Raw genomic sequence first — 16,426 nt, 5'->3', positions numbered from 1 at the left:
GTGTTGTAGTCGTCGTTATCGCAACTGGGCGCCAAGTTGCTTCTCGAGGTTGGCCACGATTTTCTTCATCACGGCCTCGATTTGGTGGTCGTTGAGCGTCTTCTGGTCGTCTTGCAGCACCATCGATATGGCGTAGCTCTTCTTGCCCGGCTCGAGGTTCTTGCCCTCATACACGTCGAAGAGGGTCATGCTCTTGAGCAGTTTCCGCTCGCTCTGCTCCACCACGTGCTCGATTTGGGCGTAGGTCACGCTCTTGTCGACCAGCAGGGCCAGGTCGCGGCGCAAGGGCAGCGTCTTGGGCAGGTCGGTATATTTCACCTCCTTCTTGCTCGAGAGCTTGCACAGCAGGTTCCAGTTGAACTGGGCGAAATACACCGGCTGGTCGACGTCAAATTTGCTGGCCACTGCCTCGTCGACCACGCCCAGCACGCCCAGCAGCTTGCCGCCTCGGTTCTTGTAGACCAAGGCCGGGTCGAGCAGGTCGTTGCTCATGGTCTCCACCACAAGCTCGCGACGGGCTATGCCCAAGCGGCGCATCACGCCGGCCACGGCGGCCTTGAGGTCGTAGACGCTCAGGGGGCGCACCTTGTCGGCCCAGCTGTCGTCGTGGTTGTTGCCGGTGAGCCACATGCCCAGGGCGGTGTGCTCGCTGTAGGGGGCCAAGGCCACCTGCGAGTTGTCGGCCGTGGCATCGTAGCTGTAGACGTCGCCAAACTCATACATGCGCAAGTTGGCATTCTTGCGGTTGATGTTGCGGGCCAGACTCTCGAGGCCGCCGAAGAGCAGCGTCTGGCGCATTACGTTGAGGTCGCTCGAGAGGGCGTTGATCACACGCACACAGTGCTCCACAGGGTAGCTTTCCAGGCCCTCGTAGTAGCTGGCGGCCGTGAGCGAGTTGTTCATGATCTCGTTGTAGCCCTCGCTGGTGAGCTGGTTGCTTATGAGCTCGCGCAGGTCGTTGCGCAGGTCGGCATCGTCCTTGTTGCTCAGGCAGCCGTGTATCTCGTCGGTAAACTCCACATTGTTGTAGCCGTACACGCGCAGGATGTCCTCGACCACGTCGCAGGGCCGGCGCACGTCGACACGATAGGTGGGCACCTCGAGGCTGAGTCGCTCGGCGTCTTCGGCCACCACTTTCATCTCAAGGCTCTCGACGATGCTCTTGATCGTGTCGTGCCCTATGTTCTTGCCTATGAGGCCGGTCACATAGTCGTAGCGCAACTCCACCGGGAAGGGCGGGAAGTCGTGGGCCTTCACGTCGACAATCTCGCCGCACGTCTCGCCGCCGGCCAGTTGCTTGACGAGCAGGGCGGCCAGCTTGAGGTTGTAGATGGTGTCGTTGGGGTCGATGCCGCGCTCAAAGCGGAACGAGGCATCGGTGTTGAGCCCGAAGCGGCGGGCGCTCTTGCGTATCCACGTGGGGTGGAAATAGGCGCTCTCCAGGAAGATGTCGGTCGTGGCCTCGGTCACGCCCGAGTCGAGACCGCCAAACACGCCGCCTATGCACATGGGCTCCTCGGCGTTGCATATCATGAGGTCGCGGTCGGTGAGCGTGCGCTCCACGCCGTCGAGGGTCACAAACTTGGTGCCCTCTTTCACCGTCTTGACCACGATCTTGTCGCCTTTCACCTTGCTCAGGTCGAAGCAGTGCATGGGCTGCCCGGTGCCGAGCAGGATATAGTTGGTGATGTCGACGATATTGTTGATGGGGCGCTGGCCCACGGCGCTCAGGTAGTCTTTGAGCCACTTGGGGCTCTCGCCCACTTTCACGTTGCGCACCGTGAGGCCGCAGTAGCGGGGGCAGGCCTCGGCGTTTTCCACCTCGACGGGGATGCCGCCGTCGCGACGGTCGATCTTGAAGGCTTCCACACTGGGGCGGTGCAGCCGCGTGGCCATGCCGTGACGCTTCATCCAGGCACTCAGGTCGCGGGCCACGCCATAGTGCGAGGCGCCGTCGATGCGGTTGGGGGTGAGGTCAACCTCGATGAGCCAGTCGCTCTCCACGCCGTAGTACTGGGCTGCCGGCATGCCCACCTGGGCATCGTCGGGCAGCACAATGATGCCGTTATGGTCGGTGCCCACGCCTATCTCGTCCTCGGCGCATATCATGCCGTAGGATTCCACGCCGCGCAGCTTCGATTTCTTGATCACAAATTCCTGGTCGCCGTCGTAGAGCTTGGTGCCTATGGTGGCCACTATCACCTTCTGGCCTGCTGCCACGTTGGGCGCGCCGCACACGATCTGTACCGGAGCCTGGCCGTTGCCCAGGTCGACGGTCGTGGTGTGCATGTGGTCGCTGTTGGGGTGGGGCTCACACGTGAGCACCTTGCCCACCACCAGCCCCTTGAGGCCGCCTTTGATAGTTTCTACTTCTTCAAGCGCATCCACCTCGAGACCCAGCGATGTGAGCGCGTCGCTCACTTGCTGCGGGGTCAAGTCGAAGTCGATGTATTCCTTCAACCATTTGTATGATACATTCATAACGTTATGTGTATTTTTGTTTGCGCAATTACAAGACCATGAGGGCCTAAATTCGCGCAAAGTTACAAAAAATAGTCACAAGTCGCAAGAACTTGCCCGCCAATGTGCCGCATCATAGCGACTGACAATATCACAGCCCATCTACGTTGCAGGCCAATGAGCTGCCCTCGACAACCTTTTCACGTTTTATTGCCTGCATTTCGCGGGGAAAAAACCGGGAACATCGGCACCGCCGCCGCCCCCCGGCATGAAGTACGCCCCTGCCATGGCTTGAAACCTGGCAGGGGCGCACATTTCAAAGGCGATTTACTCATCCCCCTTTTTTTCTCTGTGGCTATCTCACTTCACCACCTTGGCAGTGGTCTTGGTGCCGTCGGTGTAGCGGGTCACCACCACGTTCACGCCCTCGTGGGCGCTGGTGCTGCGCTGGCCCTGCATGTTGTAGTAGTCGACGCCGGCCACCTGCTTGCTGGCCGCAACGTCGGCCACGGCGGTGGCAGTGCCCTTGTTGAGGAAGATCTCAACCTCGATGTCGTTTTTCTTGCCCTCGTAGTGCTGGTCGTAGGCAGCATCGGCACTCTTGACTGCGGTCTCGCCCTTCACAAAGTTGAGCGTGGTATACTCGAGGTAGCCGTAGCTGCTGCTCGACACGCTGAGCTGATAGGTGTGCTCTGGGTTCAGGCCTGTGAACGAGAAGCTGCCGTCGGCATTCACCTCGGCCGAGTTTTTGCTGTTGAGCGCGGTAGCGCCGTCGGGCACCAGATAGGTCTCGGTCGAGCGGTCGAGCAGGCGCACCAGCGGGCGGCAGTTGGGCTGCAACTCGTCGGCAGCATCGTCCTTGTCGGTCTTGACGCCGTGGTCCTGGAGCGTGACCTTGCCCCTGATGTCGTTGGTGAAATACTTCAGGCCGAAGGCCGGCAACGTGTTAGACAGGATGGGGAAACCTATGTTCCTGCCCTGCAACTCCTCGGGCACGTTGTAGTATTCGGTATCGCTGATGATGGTGGGCGTCAAATCGGTGGTCTTGTTGCCGCCATTGCCGTCGGGCTCGCCATACGTGCCACTGCCGCGGAATATCGTGGCATTTTTCACAAGCGAGGGGATGGTGCCATACTGGAAGCCCAGGCGCTCGACACTCTGCAGGTTGACCGACACCAGGATGTTGCCTTTGCCCTCATAGGTGTAGGGCATGTTGGAGAAGTTGCTCTGCAAAAAGTCCTGCACACTCATGTCGTTGAAGCCGCAGGCATCGCCCACACGCTTGCCGTTAGACTCCGTGTAGTTGCTCACCACCACATTCTTGCTGGCCCACAGAGCGTTGAGCGCGGTTTGATAGGGAGCTTTCAGCTCGGCATCGGTATAGGTCGTGCCCGCAAAGTCTTGCACAAAGATGATGCAGTTGAAGGTGCGGCCCGTGAGGGTCTTGTCCTGGTGAGCCAGGCTGCCCGTGAGAAACACTTGCGACACCTGGGCATAGGGCGGCAGCGACTCGACGGCAGTGCCAGGCACGCCGTTGCGGGTGATCAAGCCCTTGAACTCGGCAGGAGTCGCAATGCAGTCGACCACCCAGTTGGGCAGCGATACATACCTGCCGCTGCTGCCAGTCGACTCCATGTAGGTAATGATGTCCTGGTAGGCCGTATGCTGCGTGCGAAACTCGTTGGTCTCCTGGGTCGGGGTCCAGTTGACCTCCTGCTGATAGTGACCGTCGCCCACATACTTCACCGTCTGGCCATTGACACCCAGTGTCATGCCAGCCGACAAAACTGCTAAAAGTAAAGTAGTCTTTTTCATCTTCTGAATGTATTTTATGTTATTCAATTCCTCTTCATTGGTTTCCACTCTCTCGATAGCTGTGCGGCGCAGCATTGCTGCAATGCACTCTAAATGACTGCGATGCCACATTGCATCGCAAGGCCTCACATGAATGTACTCGTGGATACAAACAAATCAAAATCATAGAATACTAAACCTCACATACTATCGTCCTTGGAAACAACAGCCAAAATTATACAATAATTCTCAAATTTACAAACCCCAAAAAGTTAAAAAGCTGTCATTCTTCCTCATCCCAGTCAAAAACTACCAAAACACACAGGCGCAACCCACCGTAATCAACCTGCCACGCGGGAATTGCACTGCATCACCGTCGCAACAATTGAAACCACCTCTCAAACCACGGTAAAGACGGATGCACACAAAAAGCAATGCGCCCCTGCCACGCTATGAAACCCTGGCTGGGACGCACTTACTCTAAAAAAAATGCGATGTATTGTGCCTTTACTTCACCACCTTGGCCACACGGGTGGTGCCGTCGGTGTAGCGGGTCACCACCACGTTCACGCCCTCGTGGGCGCTGTTGCTGCGCTGGCCCTGCATGTTGTAGTAGTCGATGCCGGCCACCTGCTTGCTGGCCGCAACGTCGGCCACACCGGTGACAGTGCCCTTGGTGAGGGTGACGTTGGCCACGATGTCGTTTTTCTTGCCCTCATAGGCCTGGTCGAAGTCGGCATCGCTCTTCACGCCGTTCTCACCCTCCACAAAGTTGAGCTGGTCGATCTCGTAGTAGCCGTAGCTGCTGCTCGAGGCGCTGAGCTGATAGGTGTGCTCGGGGTTCAAGGCAGTATACGAAAAGCTGCCGTCGGCATTCACCTCGGCCGAGTGCTCGCTGTTGAGCGCGGTGGCGCCGTCGGGCATCACATAGCTGCCTGTGGTGCAGTCGAGCAGGCGCACCAGCGGACGGCCGTTGGGCTGCAACGAGATCACAGGGGCGTCGTCGGTGGTCACCGTCTTGCCCTCGTCGAGCAGCGTGACCTTGCCCTTGATGTCGTTGGTGAAAAACTCTACGTCGATGTCGGGCAACGTGTAATATGGTATAGTCTTCACCTGCGCATTAATAAGGGGCTCATCAAAGTCGAACGAAGTCTGACCAGGAACAATGGTGTGAGGATCGCTATGATAGTCATTTTCAGTACGAAGAATTGTAGCATTGGCAACTTTTGCAGGCTTGTTGGCATAAGAATAGACACCCTTACCTCCTTGTATCAGAAGACCAAGTGTTTCGTTATCATCAACCACATCTGACCACTCCAATATAAGCCGCACATTCTTTTTCCCAGTAAACAGAAAAGAATAAGGAAAGTAACAATGCATTTTATAAGTGTCAGGGTTGCCTTTAACATAGTACATGTTGTCGTCTGTGAGTGAATCAAAATAATTATCTTCGGCTTCGCCCGTACTCAATGTATAATTTTTGCTGGCAATGATTTCACGATCCACTTCATTAATTGATTTCTTTAGGTCGGCCACTGAAAAAGAATCTGCTTGCACCTCCTGCATAACTGCAATCACATTGAAGTTCAGCCTTGTAGAAAAACTTTCACGATATTGGGTATACAAATTTATCCTTTTAATCTCGGCATTGCGTGGAATGCTTGAAAAACGACTTTGTGGTTTCCCAAGGCTATCAACAATGCTACCATTGAAGTCCTCGGGGGTTACAAAGCAATCCATCTGCATCCTTCTTACTCTCAGCATTGTACTCCAGGACATTTCAGGAACTTTATTATAGCGAATCAAAAAATCCTGTTTCTTATTGTTGACAAGGCCTGTGTCGCTCTCGGTGTATTGAGACTGCGGCAGCATCTCGTAGTTGTCTTGCTGGTCGGTCCAGGTCACATCCTCCGATCCGTGGCCGGTGCCCACATACTTCGATTTGTGCGCCTGGGCGGCGACAGCGATCATTGCGGCAACAGCCGCAAAGAGTAAAATCTTTTTCATAATCAAAAATATTTTTTTAAAGTTGTATTTTTAGTTTCAAGACCTGCGCACTGCGCGCCCGTCGCGCCCGCGCATCCTTCCCAGAGATGCCCGGTGCCGCACCATTTTATTCAATTGTAAAACCGCGAAGCAAACAATCAAACAAATCGCTCTTTGCCACTGTGTTGACGGGTGTCGCCTCACGGCACTGCATGCAACACGGCATGGCAACAATCTCTTTCAAAATCAAGTAGCAACGATGGGGTTACTTGCTCCCCTTGAAAAAGCGTGCAAAGTTAACACTTTGTTCTGAAATTGGTAGGTTTTAAATGTTAATATTTGTAAACTTTTAGTATTATTTATACATACATCCACGCGGGCGGATTCCAGAAGCAAGTGCAAAGTTACGCTATTTTTCTTTAATCATGTCTTTGGGCTTTCGAAATCCGTTTTTCTTTCTTGGCCTGTTGTTTAATTTTTCGATGATGCTCTTGACATATAGCCTTGAAATTCCCCTAAAGTCCGTCTTCTTCGGAATATATTGCCTGATGAGCCCGTTCATGTTCTCGATAGCTCCCTTCTCCCACGAGCAGTACGGATGTGCGAAGTAAACTTTCGTGTTAAGTTCCCTCGCAATGATTTCGTGTGCGGCAAACTCCGGCCCGTTGTCTGTCGTTATCGACCTTACAGGCAACCCGCTCTCCCGTATGAGTCTCACCACGGCATATGCCAGTGGAACGGCCTGCTTTCCCGTATCGAGTTTCTCCATGAGCATAAAGCAGCTCCTCCTCTCAACCAGAGTAACGATGGCACCTTTGCCTTCCTTTCCTACGATGGTGTCCATCTCCCAGTCTCCTATGGTCTGTCCATAGTCCGTTTCCGGTCTTTCGTCAATGGAGAGGCGGTTGGGAATATGCGCCTTGGTGGTAAGCAAGGACTTTTGCCTTGGTCTGCCTCCATGCCTGAGGTGCTTTCGGATGTTGTCCCCGTAATGTGGGGAAAGGGCCGCTATCCAGTTGTATATGGTTGACTTGGACACCGTGATGCCCTCTTTCTTGCCAAGCCATCCGGCGACTTCCTCCGGCGACCACTGCTCCTTACGGATAAGTTCAAAAACACGGCTGCGTACATAGGGAGCGATACGGCGATTGCCAGGTGTCCTGGCCTTGCGTCGTTTGACTTTCAATACGGCCGTACGTGCGTCATAAACGCCTTTAGCATTAGAATTACGCCTTCGCTCACGAGAAACCGTGCTTACTGACACACCAATAGTCTCGGCTATGAAACTAAGTGAGAATTTCGTTTGGAGTAGCACACTTATTGTGTATCTTTGCTCCGAGGTTAATTGTTTATACATCACAATACAAAATTAATTAATCTTAGGGAGGGGAACGAAAGATCTCCTCTTTTTTTGTATTGCTTAAGTTATCCGCCAATGCTCTTTGGGGGCTTCGCGCCCCCAGCCGCAAGGCAAACCTCCGCGGTGTTTTTCATGTTTTAATGCACCGCAGAGTTTTGCACTTCTAATTGGAATTAGCACGCGCCGGCCACGCAATGCCGCACGACCCGGCAAGCTCCCGAACAGGAGCAGCAGACCATTCACCCTGCAATAACCGCCACCTAACGTTAGGGACGCGTTCCGCGCTCAAGCGCTCCACCACCAGCCGCTGTTGTGCCGCCACCGCGGCAGGCGGTGGCGGCATGGTTCACTTGCGCTTGGCCGGGATTGTGGCCTGGTCGATGAGGCGGCCGGTGCGGTCGTAGAGGGTCACCGTCATGCGCCGGGGGTCGACGTCGAGCAGCATGGCGCTCACGGTGTGCGTGCCCTCGCTCCAGTGCCGGGCTATGAAGTCGAGGCTGTGGGTGAGCGTGCCGGCATCGCGGCCGCGCCCGTTGTCGCTCGACGTGCTCTGGATGTAGACCGTGCCACGACGGGTGCCGTCGGTCACCCGGCCCTGGTAGATGGCATGGCTGCGGTTGTAGATGTGGCTGTTGCCTGCAAGCGCCAGGTCGACGCCACAGGCGTCGAAGGTGTCGTGAAACCAGTCGTACATGAAGGGTTTGCCCGTGGGGCCGTCAAACCACTCGTAGTGCATGCACACCACCAGATACTTGTGTTTCTCGCGCTTGGCCACGCGCTTGAGCCAGGCCTTGGCCTGCTCGCGGCCAGCCTCGTCGTGCATGGCCTCGTTGTTGAGCATGACAAAGAGCGCGTCGCCGTAGTGGAAGTAGTAGCACACGCCCTCCTGCCCGGCATAGCCGTTGGGCGGCAGGTAGTGGGCGTCGCGAAAGTAGGCGTCGCTCAGCCCGCCAGCGCCCGCCACGCCCTGGCCACGACGCGACATGTGGTCGTGGTTGCCCTCAAGGCCGGCCCACATGTAGCGGGCAAAGTTGGGCTCGGCATACATGCGCTGCCAGTAGCTGTAGCTGGCGCCCCAAGCCACCACGTCGCCCAGGCTGAGCACCCAGTCGACCGAGGGGTCGACTGCCCTCACGGTGTCGACCATGGCCATCGCGGCGGCCAGGCGGCCAGGCAGCGGGGTCCAGGTGTGGAAGTCGCTGATGATGCAGGCGCTCCAGTGCCGCGCGCCCGAGGTCTTGAAGTGGTGCACCTGGCTCATGGGCGTGCCATCGTGGGCCACGATGCGGTACTTGTAGGGGGTGTCGCGCTTGAGGCCGGTGAGGCGGGCGCCGTTTTTCCAAAAGCGGTGATGCTCCCACATCTCCTTCTGGCCAGGCTGCGCGCTGTAGATGCCATCGTAGGTTGTGCACCACTGGTGCTGCTGCGGGGCCACGCGCTTGGCACGGGCCCAGGAGGCATCGGTGGCAAGGGTGTACTCGACCCACGTGCTGGCCAGGGCCGAGTCGGCGCCCCAGCTCACCTGCATGGCCGTGGCGGTGTTCTGAGCCGGGCAGGTGACCACGCTGTACACTTGCTGCGCCGCGAGCGACAAGGCTGCCGCGAGGCACAGTGCAATGAGGTAGAATCGTTTCATTGTTGTTTCTTGTAGATAAATGGTTGGTAAAGAAGTGAATCAATGCTGTAGATGAGACGCCGGCATCCTGGCAGTGGACCTGACGCGCGCTGCCTCAGTCGCCCTGCGACTTGCCAGTGATGATGGCCTTGATGTCGTTGAGCTTGTTGAGCGCCTCCATGGGGGTGAGGTTGTTGATGTCGAGTCCCAGTATCTCGTCGCGCACCTGGCTCAGCACAGGGTCGTCGAGCTGGAAAAACGACAGTTGGTAGCCGCTGCGCGATGTGGCCACATCGTCGAGGTCGCGGGTGAGCGTCTTGCCGACCTGGTTGTTGGCCTCGAGCTGCTTGAGCACCTCGCCGGCCCGCTTGACAATGCTGGGCGGCATGCCGGCAATCTTGGCCACATGGATGCCGAAGCTGTGGGCGCTGCCGCCCTTGACGAGCTTGCGCACAAACACGACCTTGCCGTCGATTTCCTTCACGGCCACGTTGTAGTTCTTGATGCGGCGAAACGACTTGGCCATCTCGTTGAGCTCGTGGTAGTGGGTGGCAAAGAGGGTCTTGGCGTGGCACGGGTTCTCGTGAATGTACTCCACAATGGCCCAGGCTATCGAGATGCCGTCGTAGGTGCTGGTGCCGCGGCCCAGCTCGTCGAAGAGCACCAGCGAGCGCTGGCTCAGGTTGTTGAGTATCGAGGCTGCCTCGGTCATCTCGACCATGAAGGTCGACTCGCCCAGCGAGATATTGTCGCTGGCCCCCACGCGGGTGAAGATCTTGTCGACGATGCCTATGCGGGCACTCTCGGCGGGCACATAGCAGCCTATTTGCGCCATGAGGGCGATGAGGGCCGTCTGTCGCAGCAAGGCGCTCTTGCCGGCCATGTTGGGGCCGGTGATGATCATCACCTGCTGGTCGTCGTTGCTCAGGTGCAGGCTGTTGGGCACATAGGCCTCGCCAGGCGGCAGGCGCCTCTCGATGACCGGGTGGCGGCCGGCAGTGATATCGATGTCGAGACTGTCGTCGACCACGGGGCGGTTGTACTTGTTGTCGATGGCCACGCGCGTGAAGGCACACAGGCAGTCGAGCTGGGCGATGAGGGCCGAGTCGGTCTGAATGGCGGGGATGTAGTCGGTCACGGCGGCCACGAGCTCGCCGAAGAGGCGGGCCTCGATCAGGGCTATTTTCTCCTCGGCACCCAGTATTTTTTCTTCGTATTCCTTGAGCTCCTGGGTGATGTAGCGCTCGGCGTTGACCAGCGTCTGCTTGCGCACCCACTCGGGGGGCACCTTGTCGCGGTGGGTGTTGCGCACCTCGATGTAGTAGCCAAAGACGTTGTTGTAGGCAATCTTGAGACTGGGTATGCCCGTGCGCTCGCTCTCCTGCTGCTGCAGGCGCATGAGGTAGTCCTTGCTCGAGTAGGAGATGTCGCGCAGCTCGTCGAGCTGGGGGTCGACACCGCGGTTGATGACGTTGCCGCGGCTCACCTGGGCAGGAGCGTCGGGGTTGATTTCCTTCTCGATGCGCTCGCTCACGCCGCGGCAGGGGTTGAGCTGCTCGCCTATCGAGGCCAGCACAGGCTCGTCGCTGGCGCTGCACATGCGCTTCACGGGCTCGATGGCCTGCAGGGCGCACTTGAGCTGCACCAGCTCGCGCGGGGTGATGCGCCCCACGGCCACCTTGGAGACGAGGCGCTCGATGTCGCCCACCAGCTCGAGCTGCTCCTTGACCAGGTCGCGGGCATCGGGGTGCTTGAAGAAATAGTCCACCACGTCGAGGCGGCGGTTGATGGCTTTCACGTCCTTGAGCGGGAAGAGCACCCAGCGGTGCATCATGCGGGCTCCCATGGGCGAGAGGGTCTTGTCGATGACGCTGAGCAGGCTCATGCCGTCCTCGGCCATGGGTGCCACCAGCTCGAGGTTGCGCACGGTGAACTTGTCGAGGCGCACGTAGCGCTCGGCCTCGATGCGCGACAGGGTGGTGATGTGCTTGATGTGGGTGTGCTGCGTGAGGTCGAGATAGTGCAGCACGGCTCCCGAGGCGATGACGGCCGCTGGCATGTCGTCGACCCCGAAGCCCTTCAGGTTACGGGTCTCGAAGTGCTTGAGCAGGCGGTCGCGCGCAGCCTCCTCGGTAAAGATCCAGTCGTCGAGCTCAAAGGTGAGGTACTTGCTGTTGCTGAAGGTGTCGGCAAAGCGCTGGCGGTTGCTGCGCTCGATGAGCACCTCCTTGGGCGCAAAGTTGACCAGCAGCTTGTCGACATAGTCGGGCGTGCCCTGCGAGGTGATAAACTCGCCCGTCGAGATGTCGAGAAAGGCCACGCCCAGCAGGCTCTTCTTGTCGAAGTGCACAGCTGCCAGGAAGTTGTTTTCCTTGCGGTCGAGGATGGTGCCGCCCACCACCACACCGGGGGTGACGAGCTCGGTGATGCCCCGCTTCACCAGTTTCTTGGCCAGCTTGGGGTCTTCGAGCTGGTCGCATATAGCCACGCGCTTGCCGGCGCGCACCAGCTTGGGCAGGTAGGTGTCGAGGGCGTGGTGCGGGAAACCGGCCATCTCCACGCTCTTGGCAGCGCCATTGGAGCGGCGCGTGAGCGTGATGCCCAGTATCTCGCTGGCCACTATGGCATCTTGCCCGTAGGTTTCATAGAAGTCGCCCACGCGGTAAAGCAGCAGGGCATCGGGGTGCTTCTGCTTCATCGCGAGATACTGCTTCATCATGGGTGTGGGCGCTGCTTCTTTAGCCATATCCTAAATATATTTCTATCCTTGCAAAATTACAAATTTTTCACTTGAAATGAAAACAGCCGCACGGGCAAAAATGCGACTGCCGCCCCCCTTGCCGCTGGCATGGCTCACTCGATGCGACGCTGCCCCGCGGGCCGCTCCACGTCGCGCCACAGGTAGAGCTTGTCGCTGGGGCGCACCTTCACGTCGGTCTTGATCGAGAAGTGCTCACCCTTCACCGTGTGCTCCACCGGCTTGAGGTCGACCCTTATCTCGGTGAGCGTGAGGGGCACGGCACCTGTTGTGGGACCCTCGATGAGCACGTTGTCGCCCACGTGCAGCTCGCCGGCCTCCATGAGAAACTCGGCCACCCCCAGGCGGGAGAAGTAGCGCACACCCCGGGCGGCATACTGCTTGACACGGGTGGCGCTGCTGCCATACTTGGCCGACCACTCGCCCAGGCGCTGCCCCAGGTAGTAGCCGTTCCAGAAGCCGCGGTTGAACACGCGCGCCAGCCTCGTGTTCCAGTCCTCGATCTTAGCCTCGCTGTAGGTACCGTCGATGATGCTGGCCAGGGCCTCGTTGTAGCAGCTGGCCACCGTGCGCACATACTCGGGACCGCGGGCACGTCCCTCGATCTTGAACACGCGCACGCCGGCATCGACCATCTTGTTAAGGAAGTGTATGGTCTTGAGATCTTTGGGCGACATGATATACTTGTTGTCGATGGCAAGTTCCTCGCCCGTGTCGCGGTCGGTCACGATGTAGCTGCGGCGGCACATCTGGCGGCAGGCGCCGCGGTTGGCGCTGGCGCCCGTCTGGTGCAGGCTCATGTAGCACTTGCCGCTGATGGCCATGCACAGGGCGCCGTGGCAGAACATCTCGATGCGCACCGGCTCGCCGTGAGGTCCGCGCACATTGTCGCGCTCGATGGTGTCATGAATCTTTTTCACCTGGTCGAGATTGAGCTCGCGGGCCAGCACCATCACATCGGCCCACTGGCTGTAGAAGCGCACCGCCTCGCTGTTGCTCACGTTGACCTGGGTGGAGATGTGCACCTCCACCCCCACCTGGCGGGCATAGACGATGGTGGCCATGTCGCAGGCAATGATGGCCGTGATGCCGGCCTGGCGGGCGGCGTCGACAATCTTGTGCATGTAGTCGATGTCGTCGTCATAGATGATGGTGTTGACTGTGAGATAGCTCTTCATGTGCCGCTCGTGGCACCAGGCGGCTATGGTGTTGAGGTCGTCGAGGCTGAAGTTCACGCTCGACTTGCTGCGCATGTTGAGACCCTCGATGCCGAAGTAGATGGCGTCGGCACCACCCTGGGCGGCTGCCGTGAGGCTCTCCCACGACCCCACCGGGGCCATGATCTCGAAGTCGCTGCGCTGCATGACTGGTTTGCTTGTCATCGTGTGTTGTATCCTTTCTCTTTATTTTGTTGTACTTTGATAGCGAGCCGCCTCGCGCACGAGCTTGTCGTAGTCGTAGTGGTCGTAGACGATGCGGCGCACGGGCTTGAAGCCTCGCGCGTCGAGCACGTTGCGCGAGGCGTTGTAGTAGCGGGTGTCGATGCCGCCCAGGTCAAGGAGCATGTTGCTCACGTCGTCGTTCACCATGGGCCGGTGGCAGGCGGCCTGCGCCCTGGCCACCACCTCGGGGTGGCGGGCCTTGTACACGGGCGAGAACCACAGCACCAGGGGTATCTCGTTGTCGTTGCGCACCAGCTGGGCGCTCCTGGAAATGTTGTGGTCGCGCCCGAAGTAGTTGCGGTAGTCATACACCTCCTCGCCGTGGTCGCTGAAGTACATCACCACAGCGTTGCGCTTGCGGTAGTGGGCAAAAATGCGCTCGAGCACGGCATCGTTGTAGAGGGTGGCGTTGGCATAGTTGGCAATCACCGTCTTGCGGGCCTGGTTCAGGTAGGGGGCCTCGCGCTTGATGTGGGCGGCGGTCCACCGGTCGTAGCCCTTGCCGTGGGGATAACGGTCGGCATACTGCAAGTGCTGGCCCATGAGGTGCAGCAGCACGAGCTGGCGGGGCGCACGGGCATCCTCGTGCCTGAAATAGTCGTCGACCAGGTCGCCGTCGTAGTTGTAGTTGCGGCTGTTGAGGCCGTCGTAGGAAGCCTTGATGACGCGCCGGTCAAACAACACCGAGTTGAGCGAAAACGAGAACACGGCCGTCTGGAAGGTGCCTATCTGGTTGTCCCACAGCATCACTTTGTAGCCGGCCGTCTTAAACAAGGCCGGAAACATGGGATAGTCATACCATTGCTGTCGCTGGTTCATGCTGTTGCACGAGAACACGTTTTTGAGCGTGACCGAGGTGGTGTTGTAGGGGGCGATGACGTCGGTGAAAGCCACCAGGTTGCCCAGGCGTTGCTCGCGGTCCATGTTGGGGGTGGTGGGCAGGTCGTAGCCGTAGAGGCTGGCGTGGTGCTTGTTGTAGCTCTCCCCTATCACCACCACCAGGGTGAGTGCCGAGTCGGCCGGCGCCTTCATGGCCGCCTCGCGACGCTGGGCAGCCCGGCAGGTGTTGTCGACAATCTCGCCTATCTCGTGGCTGGTGAGCTTGAGCGTGTGCAGGGTGTAGGCATAGTTGCTCGCCTCGTCGACATCCCAGTTGCCTATGTAGAAGTAGTCGCACTTCTCGAGCTCGTTCATGTTGCTGCACCGCAGCATGGCCACGGTGTACTGCATGTTGACCACGCCGCACACGAGCAGGGCCAGCACCACGAGGCCGCCCGCCGCCCCGCCCCACAGCGAGCTGGTGCGGCGCACCCGCCACAGCTCCTCGAGCATGACGGCAATGCCCGCCACCAGCACAACGATGGCATAGGCATGCACACTGGCGGGCGTGGCAAGATAGGCGCCCAGAAACTCCCGGCTCTCGCCTGGCGTGGTTTCGCCCAGGATGATGGCCAGCGAGGGCGAGAACACGGCGTTGAAATTGTAGTAGATGAAGCGGCCCATGAGCAAGTTGGCCAGCAGCAGCACGTAGAGCGCGGCCTTGAAGCCGCGGCGGCCCACTGCATGCACGGCCACCGTGAGCACGATGGCTACAGCCACTCCCACGCTCACAAAGGTGAAGGCGCGCTCGGTGTAGTAGTCGCCCAGCTCAAAGACTCCCTTGAGAATGAGCGTGTAGATTTCATACCACGAGGCAGGGGCCAGCAGGTAGCAAGCCGCCAGGAAAAACGGCAGCTCGCGCCACACGGGGCGCCCTATGGCCGACACAGGCCCCAACAGTATGCGCTTGAACCCGTTCATCGGTACTGGGTCACTTTTTTAGGCGATGGCAAGTAGGCTATGAGCTTGCGGTAGCCCACGGCCGCGAGTATCGACACAGCCGCATACACAGCCAGCACCAGGTAGAGATAGTGGGTTGAAGCCGGCAGCCAGTCCCAGGTGAAGAAGAAGATGCGCACGATGGGGTGCACGATAAACAGGCACGACGACACGGCGCCCACCCACACCATGGGCCGCATGAGCCGCTCGCCGCACAGGCGCACGGCGCTGGCCACCGCTGCCACAAATGGCAGCGGGCACCACAGCCACAGGGTGAAGTCGAACTGCATGGCCACAAATGCTGCCGTCGACACCGCAAAGACGGCTGCCAGCGCGGCCTTGCCCGTCACCACCGGCCCGCGCACATAGCGGCCGGCCAGCAGCCCGGCGGCAAAGGGCACACCGGCTATCAAGAAATTGTAGCGCATGTAGGTGATGGCATCGCCCGTGTGCGGCACCAGGTATTGCGGCAGCAGGGTGACGACGAGAAACACCGCCACCGGCAGCCACCCGCGCCACCGCGGGGCCGCGGCACTCGTGTGCAGGAACAGGCGGTACACAATGTAGAGCTGCACCATGATGCCCAGAAACCAGTAGGGGCCGGGCCATATATTCACATCGGGATAAGGCAGCAAGTTGGTGATCATGAACACCTGCGGAAACCAGTACTCGGGACGGCTCATGAAATGCATCTTGAAACCTTCCATGCCCAGGCAGTTGTTCAAGAACCAGCCGCCGTCGCGCTTCATGAGCTCGCCCAGGAAAATGGCAACGACAAGGCCTATGATCATGAGCCTGAACAGCTTCCAGTAGTGCTCGCTCACAAACTCGCGACGCCCCACTCCCAGCCCCGGGCCCTGCTCATATTTCTTGACAAGGCCGTAGGCACTCAAGAACAGGAACACCTGCACGCCAAACTGCCCAAAGAAAGAGCCGAACACGAGAAACCAGTTGCCGTCGATGTGCTGCAGGTAGTCCCACAGGTTGCCGGCACAGCGGGAGTCGTAGAAAAACTCGTTGGTGCCACGGCCGGTGGGCATCAAGTGGCACAAGTTGTGCAGCATGATCGACAGCATGGCCAAGCCCTTCATGGCCTGGCACTCGATGCGCGACAGCATGCCGCTGTTGTTGTCATTACTCATAGCGGGCGCAAAGTTACGATTTTTTTTGGATATAGCTTGAATTTATCATCT

At 58.6% G+C, this 16,426-nt stretch carries 9 protein-coding genes; all 9 read right to left on the bottom strand.

Annotation, left to right across the window (positions count from 1 at the left end; all coding sequences use genetic code 11):
- Positions 1-15: 15 nt before the first annotated feature.
- On the bottom strand, positions 16-2,481 hold the full coding sequence (gene pheT, locus GF423_RS07230) for a phenylalanine--tRNA ligase subunit beta (protein WP_154327713.1): 2,466 nt from the start codon (positions 2,479-2,481) through the stop codon (positions 16-18).
- Positions 2,482-2,820: 339 nt separating this feature from the next.
- Positions 2,821-4,275 carry a hypothetical protein gene (locus tag GF423_RS07225; protein ID WP_154327712.1) on the bottom strand — a complete coding sequence of 485 codons (1,455 nt, stop codon included), beginning with the start codon at positions 4,273-4,275 and terminating at the stop codon, positions 2,821-2,823.
- 486 nt (positions 4,276-4,761) lie between these two features.
- A complete protein-coding gene (locus GF423_RS07220) occupies positions 4,762-5,367 on the bottom strand; it encodes a hypothetical protein (RefSeq protein WP_154327711.1) in 606 nt (201 codons plus the stop codon).
- Between the two features lie 1,282 nt (positions 5,368-6,649).
- The gene (locus GF423_RS07215; protein WP_154326857.1) at positions 6,650-7,597 is read right to left on the bottom strand and encodes an IS30 family transposase; all 948 of its coding nucleotides are present in this window, start codon (positions 7,595-7,597) and stop codon (positions 6,650-6,652) included.
- A gap of 349 nt (positions 7,598-7,946) precedes the next feature.
- The gene (locus GF423_RS07210; protein ID WP_154327710.1) at positions 7,947-9,236 is read right to left on the bottom strand and encodes a purple acid phosphatase family protein; all 1,290 of its coding nucleotides are present in this window, start codon (positions 9,234-9,236) and stop codon (positions 7,947-7,949) included.
- A gap of 94 nt (positions 9,237-9,330) precedes the next feature.
- Positions 9,331-11,961 carry a DNA mismatch repair protein MutS gene (gene mutS / locus GF423_RS07205; protein ID WP_154327709.1) on the bottom strand — a complete coding sequence of 877 codons (2,631 nt, stop codon included), beginning with the start codon at positions 11,959-11,961 and terminating at the stop codon, positions 9,331-9,333.
- A 107-nt stretch (positions 11,962-12,068) separates the two neighbouring features.
- The gene (locus GF423_RS07200; RefSeq protein WP_154329008.1) at positions 12,069-13,337 is read right to left on the bottom strand and encodes a peptidase U32 family protein; all 1,269 of its coding nucleotides are present in this window, start codon (positions 13,335-13,337) and stop codon (positions 12,069-12,071) included.
- A gap of 39 nt (positions 13,338-13,376) precedes the next feature.
- Positions 13,377-15,215 (bottom strand): phosphoethanolamine transferase, encoded by a 1,839-nt coding sequence (locus GF423_RS07195; RefSeq protein WP_154327708.1) that lies wholly within the window; start codon positions 15,213-15,215, stop codon positions 13,377-13,379.
- Positions 15,212-16,375 (bottom strand): acyltransferase family protein, encoded by a 1,164-nt coding sequence (locus tag GF423_RS07190; protein WP_154327707.1) that lies wholly within the window; start codon positions 16,373-16,375, stop codon positions 15,212-15,214. The genes GF423_RS07195 and GF423_RS07190 overlap by 4 nt, the downstream gene beginning before the upstream one ends.
- Positions 16,376-16,426: the final 51 nt, after the last annotated feature.

The sequence above is a fragment of the Sodaliphilus pleomorphus genome (genome assembly GCF_009676955.1).
Lineage (GTDB): Bacteria > Bacteroidota > Bacteroidia > Bacteroidales > Muribaculaceae > Sodaliphilus > Sodaliphilus pleomorphus.
The sequence above is the reverse complement of the archived record's forward strand: the minus strand, read 5'-3'. Positions and strand labels throughout refer to the sequence as shown.

What these genes read in the sequence shown, in the direction of transcription:
- pheT (WP_154327713.1), bottom strand. Translation starts at nt 2,481, where the DNA reads ATGAATGTATCATACAAATGGTTGAAGGAATACATCGACTTCGACTTG.
- GF423_RS07225 (WP_154327712.1), bottom strand. Translation starts at nt 4,275, where the DNA reads ATGAAAAAGACTACTTTACTTTTAGCAGTTTTGTCGGCTGGCATGACA.
- GF423_RS07215 (WP_154326857.1), bottom strand. Translation starts at nt 7,597, where the DNA reads ATGTATAAACAATTAACCTCGGAGCAAAGATACACAATAAGTGTGCTA.
- GF423_RS07210 (WP_154327710.1), bottom strand. Translation starts at nt 9,236, where the DNA reads ATGAAACGATTCTACCTCATTGCACTGTGCCTCGCGGCAGCCTTGTCG.
- mutS (WP_154327709.1), bottom strand. Translation starts at nt 11,961, where the DNA reads ATGGCTAAAGAAGCAGCGCCCACACCCATGATGAAGCAGTATCTCGCG.
- GF423_RS07200 (WP_154329008.1), bottom strand. Translation starts at nt 13,337, where the DNA reads ATGCAGCGCAGCGACTTCGAGATCATGGCCCCGGTGGGGTCGTGGGAG.
- GF423_RS07195 (WP_154327708.1), bottom strand. Translation starts at nt 15,215, where the DNA reads ATGAACGGGTTCAAGCGCATACTGTTGGGGCCTGTGTCGGCCATAGGG.
- GF423_RS07190 (WP_154327707.1), bottom strand. Translation starts at nt 16,375, where the DNA reads ATGAGTAATGACAACAACAGCGGCATGCTGTCGCGCATCGAGTGCCAG.